Raw genomic sequence first — 15,864 nt, forward strand, 5'->3', positions numbered from 1 at the left:
TGGAAAACATCGCGCGAGAGTGGCTCAAACGCCTTCCACGGCCTCGAATCCCTCGAACTGTGGTGGACCTGCATAGAGTGGCTTGTTGTTGCCAGCGTTGCGGTGAGCGTTGCGGAATTGTTCGGATTTTGTCCAAAAGACGAAATCATCACGTGTGCGCCAGACAGTGTGGGAAGAATAGAGCGTATAGCCTTCTTCCTCGTTGGTCGCACCACGCAGCAGGTTGAAGCTTTCAAAGCCGGGAAGCTCAGAAAGTTGGGAATCGCGGTTTCTCCAGACTGTTTCGAAATCGGCTTCGTTGCCGACGAGAACTTTGAAGCGATTCATTGCGATGAACATTGCTGATCCTTTTCTTTGCAAAGATGGACTGGCTACAAAATTTTTCAGAACAATTGCACAGATGTTGTGCCGTGTCCTGTTGGTTTTCCGGCGAGTGCGGTGGTAGGGCCCGCACTCGCCGCGCCGTATCTCGGGATATGAAGGCCACAGCCGCGGTCAGAGATGGGTGGACTTCGTAGACACGACGATCAGTGTTCGGAAGGTTATAGCCTCCCGAAAAGTGTTAGAACTGGAACTGTGTCGAGACGAGGAACGTACGTCCCTGACCAGATCCAGAGGTGCTCAGGAAGGGCGTATAAGTCTTGTCGAACAGGTTGTTCACCTTAAGCGTCAAATCGACATTCTCGGTAAACTTGTAGTTCGCGAAGACATCGACCAATCCATAGCTGTCTGTCTTTTCGACACCAGCGAAAGCAACAGTCTCGCCGGAAGATACGTAAGAGTAACGACCGCCGACGGTCAGTTTGCGTTCAAGGAACCGCGCGCCACCCGTAACGGAGAAGATGTCGTCAGGGAGATACTGGCCAGCACCGAGACCTGGGGTCTGGGCTGGAAGATCAGACTTCGAGTGGGTGTAGGTCAATCCGCCAAATGCCATTCCAGCGTCATACATCGCTTCAAGTTCGAAGCCTCGTACCTGGGATGTGCCGTCGATGTTCACAAACTGATATTTGCGATAGGTCGGGTTAAACGCAGACGCGATGTAATCCTCGACATCCATGTCATAGTAATCGGCTTTCAGGCGGAATGAATCCCCAGCTAAGAAGAGGTCATTCTTTTTGACGTTGACACCGATCTCCCAGCCCTTCTGAACCTCTGGAGAGAGAGTAGGGTTAGGAAGGAAGCTGACGCTTGTCGAACCTGGATGGTCGCCGCCAAGCATTGTTTCCTGCAATGTTGGTGCGCGCATGGTCTGCGAATACGTAATATATGGCTGCAGCCAGTCGGTCGCATTGATCGCCAGTGTGATCTTTGGATCAAGACGTTGCTTTGACAAGTCTACGTCGTAGACGCCGTTATTGCCAAAGCCTGGCAGGCCGCTATCTGCGGTGCCAGAAGACTTGTAGAAATCATAACGAAGCCCGGCGATAAGATCGACAATACCATAGCTGAAGGTAGTCTCGGAAAAGATACCACCGGTGCTGCTGCGACCATCGACAGGGTTCACGCCAGAATTGCCGCCGGTAACATCGTCGCGGAAATATTCAACACCGTAATTCCACTTAATGCCCAGATCGCCGGCCGTGAAGCGAGATGTATTATGAATGTCGAAGCCGATGCCCTTATCGGTGATTTTACGACCAGTTGCAGAGCCCGGGAGACCTGTGCTCAAGCTATTGTAGTAGGTCATATCGTAACGATTGTAATAACCATTAATATGAAGGTCTATCAGATCATTATCTGACGGATTATAGCTATAGTTAGCGGTGAAGGTCTTGTTCTTGATGTTCTGGTCGTAAGAATTTGCGCCAAAATCGTTGTTGTAGAACACTCCACCAAGCGCCAGCTTGTGATCTTCGCCAAAACCAAACTCGGTTTTAATCAAGCCTGACGTCAGTGTCTGGCCGGTGTCGGCCTGTTTGATGCCGTCACCATTCTCGAAATCTTTTGAATCGCGTCGGCTGATCGCGCCAGCGATACCCATAGAGCTCACTTTTGCACCAGCGGCGAGCATTTCCGAGAAGCCAACGCCATTGCTGCCCCAAGAGGCTCGACCGAGGACACCATATTGCTGACCCTGACGAACGATGTCATCAACGCCAAGGGTGCGGAAATTTACGCTACCAGCGAGTCCACCACCGCCGGCGCCTGTGACTGCTCCGCGCGAAACGTCGATATCGGCAAGCAGGTTAGGATCGATATAGGTAAAGCCTTGCGCCTCATGACCGGTAAAGCGAAAGTTCTGACGCACGCCGTCGACCATCATGTTAACGCGTCCCGAACCTTCAAAGCCGCGAATATTGACGGCCACGCCTGGTTGCGAAGCATTCATGCGGGTAAACGTGCCGGGTACATCGCGAAGCAAATCATCAAGCTTCACATCACCGAACCGGTTGACTTCTTCTTTTGAAACGGTGCTTACCGCTGCTGGCGCCGAATATGGCGCATCAGCTTTAGCGGCAGTCGCATTCTGAATCGTGATTGTTTTTAGCGCGACACCGTCCGCTTCTGTCGCTGCAGCCTGTTCCTGCGCGAAAGCGTTCTGCGTCATTGCTATTAGAATAACGGCAAGGCTGGTACTCGCCAAGAATGACCGCTTATGTTCCCCGTTTATTGCCCGCATTGCCTAGTATCTCCTGAAGGACAAAGCAAAATTCTCACGCCCGTCTGAGGTGAGAAAGTTAAATTTCTCAATAGGTTACATCCTCCCCATCCCGAGGGGAGCGTCAGCGCTGGCTGGAAGGAGAAACCTTCGGGCTTGCTCTGGAAAAAACAAGATTTAAACTTGACTCGATTAATCCAGTAAGGCAGTGATTATTAAACATGACTTTAGATGTCAACTAATGATTTGGTCGACATTCGGTCAGTTAACAAGACGGCTCCATAACTGGCGCAGAGGCAGAACAATGAACAGGCGTATTCACATCGACATGCAGGTGCGGTTGCCGCGGGAACGCGTCTCCAGCCGCATGCCCGAAATCCAGTCCCGCCTTGCAGCGGACGGACAAAACAAATCGCGCACTTCTGAATCTCCGCTCGAGCCGCAGCTCCAGACTTATGGCAGCCGTGAACTCTTCAACGGTTCCCGCGAAGTGGCGATAGAGCATGGCGGCTCTCTCTATCGTTTGAAGATCACCCGTCAAGGCAAGCTCATCCTGAACAAATAGGCAAACAACAGATGACGACCCAGACCAAGCCCTCCCCAGAGCAGATTCTCAAGGCACGGGCAGATAACCCGAAAATGCGCGAGCGTGATTTCGCTCAAAGTCTCGGGATATCAGAGGCCGATTTCATTGCGGCTTACACCGGTGCAGATGCTGACAGCTCGATCTCCGCGCGCCGCATCCGTGCAGATGTGGAAACCTTGCTCAAACATGCGCCTTCGCTTGGCGAAGTCATGGCGCTGACGCGGAATGAGAGCGCTGTGCATGAAAAGATTGGCCCTTTTGAAAAGACGATATGGGGGCCGCATGCGTCCCTTACGCTTGGTAAGGAAATCGATCTCCGTATTTTCCCAAAGCATTGGGTGCATGGCTTTGCTGTAGCAAAACTTGATGGTGAACATGTTCGCCGCAGCTTGCAGTTCTTCGATGCGTCAGGCGAAGCCGTTCACAAAATTAATCTTCGCCCGGCGTCCAATCTGGAAGCCTATGAGCAGATCGTTTCCGAATTGCTGCTTGACGATCAGGCTCCTGCAATTGAAACAAAGCCAATCGCTGTAAAGCCAGAAAAAGCTGACGTTTCAACAATTGATGGCGATGCATTCCGTGAACGCTGGGGCTCTCTGACCGACGTTCATCAGTTTGTCGGTCTCTTGAAAGATTTTGGTGTCGATCGTCATCAGGCCGTGCATCTTGCCGGACAGGACTTTGCTTGGCGCGTTGATCTTTCGGCAGTTGAAGCCATGATGAACCACGTGGTTCAGGAACAAATTCCGATCATGTGCTTCGTTGGAAGCCGTGGTTGTATCCAGATTCACACTGGCAAGATCGCGGAGATCAAGATGATGGGCCCGTGGCTCAATGTGCTTGATCCAACGTTCCATCTGCATCTTCGAGCAGATCATATTGCTGACGCTTGGGTTGTTCGCAAGCCGACGAAAGACGGCCATGTCACTTCGCTCGAAGCTTATGACGCCAATGGCGAACTGATCATTCAGTTCTTCGGTGAGCGTCATGAAGGTGAAGTTGAACTTGCTGACTGGCGCATGATTGCCGAAAATCTCCCGCGTCTGCCTCAGTCGACGGCTGCTTAAAAAGTAGCCAAGCCTTTGTTTTGAGGTGCGGTCCGGAAGTGTCTTTCATTTCCGGACCACACTCAGAACCATAGTTTTTACGCACGTCTTTGGCGGACCCTCGGTTCTTAATTTTCCGCGACGTGCTTTAGGGAAACAGCAAATGTCAATCATTTCATCCAGCATCGGGCGCTGCGCAATTTTGGCTGTACTGGCTGCTTCAGTTGCCTTTGGCGGAATAGCAAAAGCCGATACGGTTGAGAAAATCGCCGATACATCGCGTCTCGTTTCCGTCGGCGGCGCCGTCACTGAAATTGTCTATGCGCTTGGTGCGGGCGATAGGCTCGTGGCCCGCGACCAAACCAGCACTTATCCAGAAGAAGCTAGGAAGCTTGTTGATGTCGGCTATATGCGCCGTCTTTCGCCAGAAGGTGTTCTTTCGGTCAATCCCACTGGTATCTTGATGCTTGAGGGTAGTGGCCCGCCAGAGGCGCTTGAAGTTCTGAAAAAGGCTTCGGTTCCGATGGTTGTTATTCCCGAAGAGCATACCGGCGAAAGCGTAATTGCCAAGATTGAAGCTGTCGGTAAGGCACTTGGACTTGAGGAAAAGGCCAAAGTGCTGGCAGCAGATGTATCGCGCGATCTGGAAGCTGCGCAGAAAATTTCTGCAAACCAGAACCCTCGAAAGCGTGTGCTGTTCATCATGTCGGCGCAGGAAGGGCGCATCATGGCGTCTGGTACCGGCACAGGTGCCAACGGCATCATCGTCCTTGCGGGTGGTGTGAATGCCATAGAATCCTATCAGGGCTATAAGCAGCTGACAGATGAAGCTGTCGAAAAGGCGGCGCCTGATCTGATCCTCACCATGGATATCGGCAAAGACAGTGTTCAGAAAGAAGACCTTCTGAAGAACCCGGCGCTTGCCAATTCCCCTGCCGGGCGTAGTGAGAATATCGTTCAGATGGATTCACTTTATCTGCTCGGATTTGGTCCGCGCACGGGTGCAGCCAGCCGCGAGCTATCTGAAAAGCTCTATGGCAAGCAGGCCGCAAACTAAAACTTATGTCTGCACCGGCAGGCATATCGCGGAAGCCCGCAATGAGGACATTTCAAAATGACCAACCAAGATCGTGTGGCAAAACCCGGGGGCTTTGCCATGCGTGATCAAGCCATCAGCAAGCATGCCGGAGATCGCTCTGTACGTGCGCGTCTAGCTATTTTAATTCTTGCTGTATTTTTGTGCCTCACAGCACTTTTCAGCCTGACAGCAGGGGCTTCGGACGCTTCTGTTTGGAGTGTTGTGCGTGCACTTGTTTTCGGCACACAGGAAAGCGCTGAAGCATTTAGGCGCGATCATCTGATCATCATGGAAATACGTTTGCCGCGTATTATCATGGGAATTTTGGTTGGCGCCGCACTTGCAGTTTCGGGAGCCGTTATGCAGGGACTGTTCCGCAATCCTCTCGCTGATCCAGGTCTTGTTGGCGTTTCTGCCGGTGCCAGTCTGGGTGCCGTGTCGATGATTGTTCTGGGCGGTACGACGCTTGCGCCGCTTTATCTTCTGCTCGGCCTTTATGCCTTGCCACTCGCCGCATTTTTTGGCGGGCTTATCACCACGCTTCTTCTTTATCGCGTGGCGACCCGGCGTGGCCGCACGTCTGTAGCAACAATGTTGCTGGCCGGTATAGCGCTTGGTGCTCTCACAGGCGCTGCCACAGGCGCGCTAGTCTATATTTCCGACGACCGCCAGTTACGTGACCTGACTTTCTGGGGGCTTGGCTCGTTGGCCGGGGCAACATGGGGCAAGATCGGCACCGCAGGTCCGATTATTACGGTTGTTCTGGTCGCAACGCCGTTTTTGGCGCGCGGCCTTAATGCGTTAGCCTTGGGGGAGGCTGCTGCTGGCCACCTTGGTATTCCTGTTCAGCGCATCAAGAACGTAGCAATTGTCACAGTGGCAGCCGCGACCGGCGCAACGGTGGCCATATCCGGTGGTATTGGCTTTATCGGTATTGTGGTTCCGCATATGCTTCGTCTGAGTATCGGGCCGGATCATCGCTATCTGTTGCCTTCGGCAGCACTTCTCGGGGCTATCATGTTGCTGCTTGCTGATGCTGTAAGCCGAACGATCGTCGCACCTGCGGAATTGCCAATCGGCATTATCACGGCCGTCTGCGGCGCTCCGTTCTTCCTCTGGATATTGCTGCGGCAGCGCGGCGTTCTTGATCTGTGAGGCACGAGATGATTGAAACCAAAAAACTCGGTGTTTCCATCGGCAGCGTACAGATCATCGAGAACATCGATTTTGTTGCACGGCCCGGTGAGGTGACAGCAATCGTCGGTCCCAACGGCTCTGGAAAAACCACTTTGTTGCGCGCACTTTCGGGCGATCTTTCCTACACGGGTTCGGCTTATCTCGACGGTGAGGATTTCGCCCGGATCAAACCATGGCGGATGGCAGCGCGTCGTGCAGTATTGCCTCAGGCCAGTGCTTTGTCTTTCCCATTCACGGTCCGCGAGATTGTGCATATTGGACTGACGGGTGGCTTTAGCGGCGTAACAGGCGCTGAACAGGAAAGGCTACCTGATCTTGCGTTACAGAAGGTCGATCTTGCTGGCTTCAGTGGCAGGCTGTATCAGGAGCTCTCCGGCGGTGAACAGCAGCGTGTGCAACTTGCGCGCGTATTGTGCCAGGTCTGGAAGCCGGTTGTTGATGGCAAGTCACGTTATCTGTTTCTGGATGAGCCGATTTCGAGCCTCGATATCAAACATCAGATCACAGTGATGGAAATCGCGCGCGATTTTGCTGCAGCAGGCGGCGGTGTGGTTGCTATCCTTCATGATCTCAATCTGACAGCTATGTTCGCCGACAGCATTGCAGTCATGCACAAAGGCCGACTCGATGCTATCGGTACACCGCAGCACACTCTGACGGATGACCGGCTTGAACGGGTTTATGAATGTTCTTTGAGAGTGGGGGTTCCGCCAGCAGAGGGGGTTCCGTTTGTGCTGCCACAGTCGGCTTATGCTACTGCGCTATAAAAAGCTCTAACAATGAGTAAAGGCTGAGAACTTACCCAGTTCTCAGCCTTTTTGCATTTTCCGGTTGCCGCTAAACGTCAGCTGGCAACGCGTTCCACTTCAACTTCATCGATACCAAGCAGGGCGCGAACATTTGGACGAGCCTTAACCAAATCCGCAATGCTGTATTTCATCAGAACGCCGAAGAAGGCATTGAGTGCTTCACGAAGGGCTGAATTCAGGCCGCAGCTATCAACAAGCGGGCATTCAGTAGCGTCGTTTTCGAAGCACTCGGCCATGGCAAAGTTTTCTTCTGTCACGCGCACAACGTCGAACAGCGAAATATCCTTAGCCGCACGTCCGAGACGCACACCACCATTGCGGCCGCGTACTGTCTCAACCAGCTTATGCTCGACGAGAGGCTGCAAAATCTTGAAAAGAAAAAGCTCCGAAACACCATAAGCGCGGGCAATTTCCGGAACGCGGCTCAGTTTGCCGTCATTGGCGGCACAATACATAAGCATGCGAATGGCATAATTCGTCTGACGAGTAAGACGCATTGATTATTCCTTTCAGCACATACTCAAGCTTTCCACATGGTCTTTTCCATAGGAAAACTCTGCTTTTGTTACGTCACAGTCCCATCCGAAACCGGAATTTTCAAGGGCATGTGCCAAGCGAGTGCATTCATCTCGAATCCACTTTAGAACTATTCTTAAAATATATGAAGTCTTTTATCACCTTTAAAGAGGAAAAAAGCGCTTCAATCATCACGTGATCGCGATCAGTCGTTGTCGATGATGGCTGCTCTCATTGGCAAACATCAATCCATTCAGCCGCAACAAGTTCAGCCATTTTTTGCGGTGTTATCCGCACCGCACTATTTGTGGCGCCAGCGGCTGGCACAACTTCTTTAAAACTTTTGAGCGACAAGTCACAAAAAACGGGCAGGTTACTCGGCAACCCAAACGGACACACGCCACCAACAGGATGGCTTGTCTCGTTCAAAACGCTTTCGGCATCCAACATACGTGGCTTGGTACCAAAGCGGTCCTTAAATTTACGATTATCAATCCGCGCGTCTCCACGCGTAACGATCAGAATGGTTTGATCTTTCGCTGCGAAGGAAAGTGTTTTGGCGATCTGTCCAGGCTCCACACGATGTGCTTCAGCGGCTAATGCAACCGTCGCGGTGCTGGTCGGCAATTCGATCACTTCGATTTCTGGTGCCTTGTCCGCGAAAAATGCCTTGACCGATTCCAGGCTCATGAGTTCCCTTTTCTTTATGACTATTACTTTCAAGTTTAGACTTCATTAACGATGAGAGCAAGACTTTCAGCGATTTAATAGCGGATGATAGCAAGTGGCAGATTGACGCTGCTATTTGATAACGATAAAGAGGCGTTCAAGTCTGCTTCGTTCAGATGCGGAGGGGTGGCCGAGCGGTTTAAGGCACCGGTCTTGAAAACCGGCGTGCGAGAGATCGTACCGTGGGTTCGAATCCCACCCCCTCCGCCATGACCATTGTTTTCATTAGATTTTTTGATCTTTTTTATCGTTTGTCATAACCGCGATAATTGTTAGGGTGCCGTGATTATGCTGCCCTTTCCCCTATGCGCTCATCAATCCACTTCTCGACCTCCTCCCTCACATATGCGATTCTTTTGACGCCAATTTTCACGGGAGGCGGAAATTTACCCTCTTTAGCCATAAGCGATATAAGCACCCGTGACATTGTGGTCGCCTGCGATGCTTCCCTTGGTGACATGAGTCGCGGCTGATCTTGGTTGCTCATGATTTCACCTCAACATGGTGCGGGATGCTTGGGCGCCATTTGTACGCGTTATTCATGGTTATTCTGCCTCCCACAGCCAAACGAGATTTGAAGTCAGGGCAATGACATGCCCGATTTGAGGAATTGTAGGGAGAAGAACAGCGGCTGCAACAGACGCAATCATTCCGGCGGATAGCGCTAAATGTACGTGATAACGTGGCATGCCCTATTCTCCAAAACCGGTGAGGAGAAAGTGAAGCACGATCACTAGGAAGCCGAAACCAGCAAGAAACGGGACGTATTCGTGTTTCGCTATGCTCACAACGCCCAGATAAGCTGTATGAGCGAAGTGTTCGCCATGCTCTAATGGCTTGCCTAGCTTTTCACCGACAGAACGGCGAAGGTTGAGGAAAGACTTAAAAAATTGGTTCATCCTAAAAACCGATCAGGTGGGGCGTGAGCGAACACGCCCAACGCCCGATTGGTTGAAACTGTTAGGGATTTAGTTCACGCCGCCTTGCGTTTGCGGGTTCCACTGTTCAAGCTGAAAGCTTTCCATCCAGAATGACACAACGTGTTCGCCGTCCACACGAATGACACGGATATCGAGGCGAGAACCAAAATCAGATGATCCAGTGGAACCGTTGAGGTTTCTCAGCGGCGTTGGAGCTACTTCAATGACCATATGCGGAACACCGCGACCATTATAAGCGCCACCTTTGCGGGGTGTGATGATGTCACCAACCTTGAAAGGATTTCCAACTAAATAGCGGTCCTTCACTTCGCGGAGGGTGCAAATCTGGGCTTCCGGCAACGCCTTATTTCTGACTTTCTTGATTTCTTTGTCTGCAAGAGCGCCGAGAATATCGGAGAGATTAAATTCTGGAACAGGCATGTTGATTTCCTTTAGATGTTTGTCTTGGGGTGAATCTGGTCGTTCGGAGCGACGAATTGTCGTTTCCGTTCGGCCAAAACTGGAGATTGGTTTGTAATTACTGGTGGTAATTGACTGGACGTCCAAAGACGTCCCGTTTTCGAGCAGGAAGCTCTTTTTTCAGGCGCTTCGGCTGTCTTTCATGCTTCAAAAAAACGGCGCTTTTGATGTTTCCTTTCGGCTCAATGATGCCCGTATGTTTGCGTCTTTGGCCGTTAATTTTGGCGCGAATGGTGGCTTCCGCTTTGGTCTTGCTCTTGTGTTCATCGTCGGTGATTGCTTGAAGGTTGCTTTCGCAGTGCTTACCCCCAAGCCACAGCGGCGTTTTATGGTCGAACTGCGGTTTAGCGCCGGGTCCAAATCTCACGCCAGAGACTGCACAAATCCCGCCTTGTCGCTCAATTACCCTGTCCTTAACGCTGTTGGGTATTTTGGCGTCATCGCTTTTTCCTACCCATTCGTTGACCGTGCGGCTCATTTACCACCTCGTTGTGAAGCCAAGCTCATAAGCCAGCTTTTCTGCCATCAGCGTTTCAAGCTCGATTTGTAGGTGGCTGCTTGCCTTCTTTCGGCGTCTTGCGATTTCGATTTCTGCCGCTTTGGCTTTGATTTCAGCGTCTAAATCGCGCTCTTCAAAGGCAGGCAAAACGCGATTCAAAAGCTTTGCAATGAATGAAATAATCATGAAAAATATCCCGGTAATTTATCTGTGTCGCTCCATCGGATCTGGTGCCTGTCTCCGTACTCTTGAATACAGGTTATAAGATCTGCCATCTGCCGGACGGTTAGACGTGAGGATTTGAAACCCAGAGGAAAAGGGCCGGATGCGTCTAGCCCTTCACAGAATTTCACTTGATGACCCAGAACATGCATAAAAGCGCATTTCCAAGTCTCAGGGTTCCACTTGCGCCCCTCTGGCTTCGCCCGCGAAATATCTGAAAGCATCGCCCACATTTTCGCGTTCTGATCGTTCGAACGGTTTGCCTCTCTGATCGAAACAACAGCGTCAGTCGGTGCAATCTCAATCAGATGCTTTGCAAAGTGGCGCTGGCTGTCTCCGCGAAGAATTACTGTCTGCGACATGGCCGATCTTAGAACGGGATTTCGTCGTCAAGGTCACGGCTAAATCCGCCCGATTGACCGTTGGGCTGGACCAGCGTTTCTTGTCGCCGGTCTGACTGATCGGATCGCTCGCTTTGGCTATCGAGCATCTGCAATTCTCCTCGGAATTTCTGCAAAACAACTTCGGTCGAATACCGATCATTGCCGTTCTGATCTTGCCATTTCCGGGTCTGGAGAGCGCCTTCAAGATAAACCTTTGCGCCTTTGCGGAGATATTGCTCGGCAACCTTTGCAAGATTTTCATTGAAGATGACCACGCTATGCCATTCAGTGCGGTCTTTACGCTCTCCAGTGTTCCTATCACGCCAGCTTTCTGACGTGGCAATTCGTAAGTTGGCGATCATGTCGCCGTTGTTGGTACGGCGTATTTCTGGATCCGCGCCCAGATTGCCAACTAGAATAACTTTATTTACTGATGCGGCCATTATGCTGCAGCCTCTGTCTTAGAAGTTGGTTTTTCAGCGAGCTTCATTTCAATGATCTTTTTGAGCTCAAGCGCGTCACGCGGGCATTTTGCCCAGAACACCTGCAGTGGCTGCTTGTTGGCATCGTGCCAACGCCTGACAATTTCGACCGACGATGATTTCACGAAGTCAGCTGCTCTGTCTGCAAATTCACCAAGGGGCACATTTTCAAGCTGCCATCCATCGCCCCATGTGATGGTGATCGCATTATGTGCACCTATGCGCTTGGCGCGTTCTTCCTCCGCGTTGTGCGCGACAATTTCAGATGCAGTCAAATCAAGCGTCTTGGCCCGGTCGAGTTCTTCCTCAACGTAAATGCCACTGAACTGATCAGGCCAGCCCGCACGCAAAGCTTGAGCTTCTGCGCATTTGGTGATCATAACGACAGGCATTTTCGCCCAATTTCCCGACGTATCGAGTGTTTGGCGCCCGGTTTTCTCGCCGCGTCCTGTTTCTGGATTTTCTGCCCATTCGTCTTTAAGGGGCGCAAATTCATCCCAATACGCCTCGCCGACAACTTTGAACCATTCGCCCTTGTTATCTTGCTGCCAGAGATAAACGCGTGCGTAATCAATGCCTTTCGGGTTCGTTGGAGCCTTCATTTCCTCGTTAAAGATAACTTCGGCGGGCTCAGATGCTGGGCGATAGTTCTTGCAGCGCTGCGCAATGACACGAAGTCCGTCGCGAGAAACGACAATTGACATGCGGCGCTTAGACTGGTCGCGCGCTGCCTTGCCGAATACAAGCGGCATGATCTGCTTGCGGAATGGATCAAGGCCATACGAGCGGGCCGCTTCCATGAACAGATTGAACTCGTCGTCATTGCAGTCTTTTGCAATCGTGTGCTTAACAAGCGCGATCTGCTTAGGGGTATGTTCAAGAACGGTAACTGTTCCCATTATTTCCTCCGTACGGTCAGGATTATTGAGCCATTGTCGAGGCGAGCGCCTGGAATTGTTTCGCCAGCCTCAAGGGCTTCGAGCAGGATTTTTTTGTTGAGTTTCGGTGCGGGTGTTTCCTGTGGCGTCCAAAACCTCGAAGGTATTTCCGCCTCTGTTTCAATGACTGTTCCAGGCTTCACCTTGCGTAAGGTCAGGGTCGCTGTAGGCAAGCGCATAGTTTCCTGCTCTGCGATGAGCATGGCCTGCTCAATTGATGTGCGCAGAAAGTCCTTCTGTTTGCGGATCGCGTTCCGTCGCTCTGTGAAGGCCTCGATTTTAGCCGTCAAACCTGCATCGAGGACGTCATCCTCATCAATCTTGTCGAGTGCTTTACTGATCACTTCCAGAAGATTTGTTTCGCTTTCTATGGCGATTTCAAAGCTCTCTTCGTCGTCAATTCCCGCCTCTTTGAGCTGCGCTAAAATTGTCTTAGCGGCTTCTTTCTGACGCAAAAGCGAATGAGAAATACTCTTCATGCTGCCACCTGCGCTTGCGAAGTTTCAACGCGCTCACAGCGTGTAATTTTCCACGTTGAGTAATCGCCGCAAGAGGTTTCAAGCCAAGCATAATCGCCTTGAATGGCCAGCACTCGGCCCTCTGGTTCACCGGGAACGGATGAGTTCTTGATTAGATCTCCGACCTGAATGTCGTTCCGCACGAGCGTCACTTTATCCGTATCGATGAGGATCGCGGAATATCCGTTTGGCTGGAGAATGCTAAGCTCGGTCTCAGAATACTGATACTGAACAACGCACTCGATGCTCACGACATCGCCTTTGCGAAATCTTGTCATGTCAATGAACTCCAAAGGCCCGCAATGAAAAATGGGAAAACAAATGCAAAAATAGAAAGGCTAATTGCTTCAAAATGGCTGAGTTCACGCATCAAAGAGTGCGTCCCGCCGAATTAGCGTGAAGCGACAGGCGCGGAATGAATGTTTCACCGACCAGAATTTGCTGCTCATGCTCGTATTCGACTTCACCGGCAAATTCGTCGGTTACATCTCGGCACGTGCCTTCAATGAAATTTACACAAAAGACTTTCAGCACATTGCCTTCACGATAAGCATCAAGGGCGCTTTCGCGGGTCAGGTCTGTAAACTTACCGCCGCCATCAATTGAAATTTCGCCAGCATGATCAAGCCAGATGACCTGATAAACATCGCGGTCAAGGAAGAGGTTGACGGTTCGTGCCGGTATGTGCTGTTCGATGTTCACTTGCTTGCTCCATCGTTCGTTGATGGATGCATAATACCAAAACGGTATTATCTGTCAATACCAAAATGGTATATAATTTTAATAAATACCACTGTGGTATTGCTTTGCTTTACGAGAAAATTAATCCTGCTAGAATCGCCATATCCCGAAAGGGCATCGCAGTATGAAAAACCCCGCCGTTCTGGTGAAGGGCGGGGCTAATGAGAGGATTGATGAATATGAATACTGAGAAAGCGAACGAGGAGTTATTTCTCAAAAATTTATCGGAAGCCATCTCTTCGAGGTCAGCCAATAAAGATGATGTACTGCGTATAATGGAATGCCCGGCCATCGAAATAATTTGCTACGATGGTAGGGTCTTTAAGGTGTACGCAAACGGCCTGACGGAAGGCTTCCCGGACGGCACTATAATCAATCAAATACCCACGATGCTTAGTCTCGTTCAGGCGTATGGTCTTGAGGCTGTAGATGAACGAATTCCGGGCTATCCGATGCCGGATTACTCTACAGATTAACGGGATTATGTCTCAGATCGCCAATATGAAGCTCTGCGCCTGTAGGTATTTCGCATTGCTGTATTCCCCACAAGTTGCCATCAAAAATTTTTACCGTTTCGGGTGTGAAGTACAAGATTAAGTGATTTCCATTTTTCTTCTTATACATTGCGGATTTTGCTACGGCTTCATGCCCTTCGCTTGCGCTACCAATCATAAGACACGATGAAAAGCACTCCATAATTTGAGCTTCTTTCGCTAGATGATTGAGATGGTCTTTAATTTCAATCTTACGCCACATTCTAAGGCTCCTTTTTTGAAATCAAAAACTGCATTCAAGATTCCCATTTTGGAGTCGAGGCAGCGGCTTGGTGCAGGCGTAACAACCTCGTGATTAAATCGATGTAAATCCATTTATTGCACAATTACAATGATTTGCTAATACAACAGCGTATGTAACGCGTACAGGTGGCGCGTCCACAGGCTTATCCACCGCGTTAACTACTCTGTAACCATGTTCTTGATTTGTTCGACCAAAAGAGTCAGCATTCCTGACATATTGAGGAGTGCTGTTTTGGATATTGATTATGACGTAAGGAAAGATTGGTCTTTGTTGGCCGATGATGAGAAGGATGCTCTTATTCTTTTTTTGCGGCAGCGAGTGAACGCATTAGCCTTAAAACAACCTCTTGATCATCCTCTCCAACCTGAAAAAATAGCTCATTGAACTCATTCCATTTCTGGTCTTCAGGGATTTCCTTACTATCTGGAAAAAGAAGGGTTTCTGCTGAAATGGAAAGGTGAGGAGCCAATCTTTCGGCCCATTCCTTTGTGAGTTTACGTGCGCCATCTTCCAGCCGCTTGATCTGCGGTTGTGAGGTTCCAGCCATCTCAGCCAACTGCGCTTGGCTTAGGCCCTTCTCTTCTCTGAGGCGACGAATTTCATTCATTTCTGGATGATATGCCGAAACGGTATTATATACAAAAACCATAGTGGTATTTTTACTCTTGCGTTCAAATACCAAAATGGTATTAAAGGGTATGGAAAAGCTACGCTCTTACCTTCATAAAAACGGCATATCTCACGAGGCCTTCGGCGGAATTGTTGGGGTGACACAGGTCACTATCAACAGATACGTTCGTGGTGATCGTTTCCCTTCGCCCCAGATGGTCCTGAAAATAGCCAAGGCGACAAAGGGCGAGGTCTCTGTAAATGATTGGTACTCACCCTTAGCAGTAGGCTCTTTTCGTCGCCAATCTAAATGCGCCCGCGATGTGGCTGCATGAAACCCCAAAACCCCTAGTCATATAAGGAATACCCAATGAGCGACGATATCACATCCGACGCCCAAGTTATTGCAGTCGGCCAGCTTCGCGCCTTCATCGAGCGCATTGAGCGCCTTGAAGATGAAAAGAAAACCATCGGTGACGATATCAAGGAAGTCTATGCCGAACTCGATGGCAGTGGCTTCGATAAGAAAGTCGTCCGAACAATTATTCGCCTACGCAAAAAGGAAGACCATGAGCGTCAGGAAGAAGACGCCATGCTTGACCTTTATATGTCGGCGTTGGGCATGGAGTAAGTCGGGGACAGGTAAGTCAGCAATGTCTGGCTTTCGCTCAATCTCCTATTCCGGAATTAGTGGGGCGCTTTTCGCGCGTT

The 15,864-nt window shown here is 50.5% G+C and carries 25 protein-coding genes and 1 tRNA gene; 9 read left to right on the plus strand and 17 right to left on the minus strand.

The genetic code is table 11. From position 1 onward, the window contains the following. Positions 1 to 24 precede the first annotated feature (24 nt). Entirely contained in the window at positions 25 to 339 is a 315-nt protein-coding gene (locus tag QBD00_RS07810; protein WP_095444204.1) for an antibiotic biosynthesis monooxygenase family protein, read from the minus strand. A 223-nt stretch (positions 340 to 562) separates the two neighbouring features. Beyond that, the gene (locus QBD00_RS07815; protein ID WP_318579103.1) at positions 563 to 2,587 is read right to left on the minus strand and encodes a TonB-dependent receptor domain-containing protein; all 2,025 of its coding nucleotides are present in this window, start codon (positions 2,585 to 2,587) and stop codon (positions 563 to 565) included. A 319-nt stretch (positions 2,588 to 2,906) separates the two neighbouring features. Between QBD00_RS07815 and hemP the strand changes: the two genes are divergently transcribed. The 5 genes from hemP (at position 2,907) to QBD00_RS07840 (ending at position 7,276) form a co-directional block, all read left to right on the plus strand. Continuing rightward, entirely contained in the window at positions 2,907 to 3,167 is a 261-nt protein-coding gene (gene hemP / locus QBD00_RS07820) for a hemin uptake protein HemP (RefSeq protein WP_151091849.1), read from the plus strand. Between the two features lie 11 nt (positions 3,168 to 3,178). Next, positions 3,179 to 4,255, plus strand: coding sequence for a hemin-degrading factor (locus tag QBD00_RS07825; RefSeq protein ID WP_318579104.1), 1,077 nt, complete (start codon positions 3,179 to 3,181; stop codon positions 4,253 to 4,255). A gap of 142 nt (positions 4,256 to 4,397) precedes the next feature. After that, positions 4,398 to 5,291 carry a heme/hemin ABC transporter substrate-binding protein gene (locus QBD00_RS07830; protein ID WP_318579105.1) on the plus strand — a complete coding sequence of 298 codons (894 nt, stop codon included), beginning with the start codon at positions 4,398 to 4,400 and terminating at the stop codon, positions 5,289 to 5,291. Positions 5,292 to 5,348: 57 nt separating this feature from the next. Further along, positions 5,349 to 6,467 (plus strand): FecCD family ABC transporter permease, encoded by a 1,119-nt coding sequence (locus QBD00_RS07835; RefSeq protein ID WP_412535001.1) that lies wholly within the window; start codon positions 5,349 to 5,351, stop codon positions 6,465 to 6,467. An 8-nt stretch (positions 6,468 to 6,475) separates the two neighbouring features. Further along, positions 6,476 to 7,276, plus strand: a complete 801-nt coding sequence (locus QBD00_RS07840) for a heme ABC transporter ATP-binding protein (RefSeq protein ID WP_318579106.1) — start codon at positions 6,476 to 6,478, stop codon at positions 7,274 to 7,276. Positions 7,277 to 7,353: 77 nt separating this feature from the next. Here the strand turns inward: QBD00_RS07840 and rirA are convergent, their stop codons facing one another. Then, positions 7,354 to 7,815, minus strand: coding sequence for an iron-responsive transcriptional regulator RirA (gene rirA, locus QBD00_RS07845; RefSeq protein WP_151091862.1), 462 nt, complete (start codon positions 7,813 to 7,815; stop codon positions 7,354 to 7,356). A 250-nt stretch (positions 7,816 to 8,065) separates the two neighbouring features. Further along, positions 8,066 to 8,524: a YbaK/EbsC family protein gene (locus tag QBD00_RS07850; RefSeq protein ID WP_264230957.1), complete on the minus strand. Its 459-nt coding sequence runs from the start codon at positions 8,522 to 8,524 to the stop codon at positions 8,066 to 8,068. 159 nt (positions 8,525 to 8,683) lie between these two features. Here QBD00_RS07850 and QBD00_RS07855 point away from each other — a divergent pair. Next, positions 8,684 to 8,773 (plus strand) — tRNA-Ser (locus tag QBD00_RS07855). A 76-nt stretch (positions 8,774 to 8,849) separates the two neighbouring features. On the opposite strand, the gene QBD00_RS23600 is transcribed toward QBD00_RS07855, so the two are convergent. The 11 genes from QBD00_RS23600 to QBD00_RS07905 all read right to left on the minus strand — a co-directional run bounded on the left by QBD00_RS23600 (position 8,850) and on the right by QBD00_RS07905 (position 13,707). Further along, positions 8,850 to 9,050 carry a helix-turn-helix transcriptional regulator gene (locus QBD00_RS23600; RefSeq protein WP_412535002.1) on the minus strand — a complete coding sequence of 67 codons (201 nt, stop codon included), beginning with the start codon at positions 9,048 to 9,050 and terminating at the stop codon, positions 8,850 to 8,852. Positions 9,051 to 9,255: 205 nt separating this feature from the next. Then, entirely contained in the window at positions 9,256 to 9,462 is a 207-nt protein-coding gene (locus QBD00_RS07860) for a hypothetical protein (RefSeq protein WP_318579107.1), read from the minus strand. A gap of 69 nt (positions 9,463 to 9,531) precedes the next feature. Beyond that, positions 9,532 to 9,924 carry a hypothetical protein gene (locus tag QBD00_RS07865; RefSeq protein ID WP_318579108.1) on the minus strand — a complete coding sequence of 131 codons (393 nt, stop codon included), beginning with the start codon at positions 9,922 to 9,924 and terminating at the stop codon, positions 9,532 to 9,534. A 97-nt stretch (positions 9,925 to 10,021) separates the two neighbouring features. After that, complete coding sequence (locus QBD00_RS07870; RefSeq protein WP_318579109.1) at positions 10,022 to 10,441, minus strand: HNH endonuclease signature motif containing protein; 420 nt, start codon at positions 10,439 to 10,441, stop codon at positions 10,022 to 10,024. After that, the gene (locus QBD00_RS07875; RefSeq protein ID WP_318579110.1) at positions 10,442 to 10,648 is read right to left on the minus strand and encodes a hypothetical protein; all 207 of its coding nucleotides are present in this window, start codon (positions 10,646 to 10,648) and stop codon (positions 10,442 to 10,444) included. Beyond that, entirely contained in the window at positions 10,645 to 11,046 is a 402-nt protein-coding gene (locus tag QBD00_RS07880; RefSeq protein WP_194779337.1) for a recombination protein NinB, read from the minus strand. Before QBD00_RS07880 ends, QBD00_RS07875 begins: the two co-directional genes overlap by 4 nt. An 8-nt stretch (positions 11,047 to 11,054) precedes the next feature. After that, positions 11,055 to 11,510 (minus strand): single-stranded DNA-binding protein, encoded by a 456-nt coding sequence (ssb, locus tag QBD00_RS07885; protein ID WP_318579111.1) that lies wholly within the window; start codon positions 11,508 to 11,510, stop codon positions 11,055 to 11,057. Beyond that, positions 11,510 to 12,448, minus strand: a complete 939-nt coding sequence (gene bet / locus QBD00_RS07890) for a phage recombination protein Bet (RefSeq protein WP_318579112.1) — start codon at positions 12,446 to 12,448, stop codon at positions 11,510 to 11,512. Before bet ends, ssb begins: the two co-directional genes overlap by 1 nt. Next, on the minus strand, positions 12,448 to 12,966 hold the full coding sequence (locus QBD00_RS07895) for a siphovirus Gp157 family protein (protein WP_318579113.1): 519 nt from the start codon (positions 12,964 to 12,966) through the stop codon (positions 12,448 to 12,450). Before QBD00_RS07895 ends, bet begins: the two co-directional genes overlap by 1 nt. Beyond that, positions 12,963 to 13,283 carry a hypothetical protein gene (locus QBD00_RS07900; RefSeq protein ID WP_318579114.1) on the minus strand — a complete coding sequence of 107 codons (321 nt, stop codon included), beginning with the start codon at positions 13,281 to 13,283 and terminating at the stop codon, positions 12,963 to 12,965. Before QBD00_RS07900 ends, QBD00_RS07895 begins: the two co-directional genes overlap by 4 nt. A 91-nt stretch (positions 13,284 to 13,374) precedes the next feature. After that, entirely contained in the window at positions 13,375 to 13,707 is a 333-nt protein-coding gene (locus QBD00_RS07905; protein ID WP_318579115.1) for a hypothetical protein, read from the minus strand. 212 nt (positions 13,708 to 13,919) lie between these two features. Between QBD00_RS07905 and QBD00_RS07910 the strand changes: the two genes are divergently transcribed. Then, on the plus strand, positions 13,920 to 14,222 hold the full coding sequence (locus tag QBD00_RS07910) for a hypothetical protein (protein WP_318579116.1): 303 nt from the start codon (positions 13,920 to 13,922) through the stop codon (positions 14,220 to 14,222). Here QBD00_RS07910 and QBD00_RS07915 read toward each other — a convergent pair. Continuing rightward, positions 14,212 to 14,502, minus strand: a complete 291-nt coding sequence (locus QBD00_RS07915; RefSeq protein WP_318579117.1) for a hypothetical protein — start codon at positions 14,500 to 14,502, stop codon at positions 14,212 to 14,214. The genes QBD00_RS07910 and QBD00_RS07915 overlap by 11 nt on opposite strands. Positions 14,503 to 14,839: 337 nt before the next feature. Continuing rightward, a complete protein-coding gene (locus QBD00_RS07920) occupies positions 14,840 to 15,226 on the minus strand; it encodes a helix-turn-helix transcriptional regulator (protein WP_318579118.1) in 387 nt (128 codons plus the stop codon). A gap of 16 nt (positions 15,227 to 15,242) precedes the next feature. Between QBD00_RS07920 and QBD00_RS07925 the strand changes: the two genes are divergently transcribed. Both QBD00_RS07925 and QBD00_RS07930 read left to right on the plus strand, forming a co-directional pair. Next, positions 15,243 to 15,488: a helix-turn-helix transcriptional regulator gene (locus QBD00_RS07925; RefSeq protein ID WP_318579119.1), complete on the plus strand. Its 246-nt coding sequence runs from the start codon at positions 15,243 to 15,245 to the stop codon at positions 15,486 to 15,488. 35 nt (positions 15,489 to 15,523) lie between these two features. Continuing rightward, positions 15,524 to 15,784 carry a DUF2312 domain-containing protein gene (locus tag QBD00_RS07930; RefSeq protein WP_318579120.1) on the plus strand — a complete coding sequence of 87 codons (261 nt, stop codon included), beginning with the start codon at positions 15,524 to 15,526 and terminating at the stop codon, positions 15,782 to 15,784. Positions 15,785 to 15,864: the final 80 nt, after the last annotated feature.

This window comes from Ochrobactrum sp. AN78 (assembly GCF_029909885.1).
Lineage (GTDB): Bacteria > Pseudomonadota > Alphaproteobacteria > Rhizobiales > Rhizobiaceae > Brucella > Brucella quorumnocens.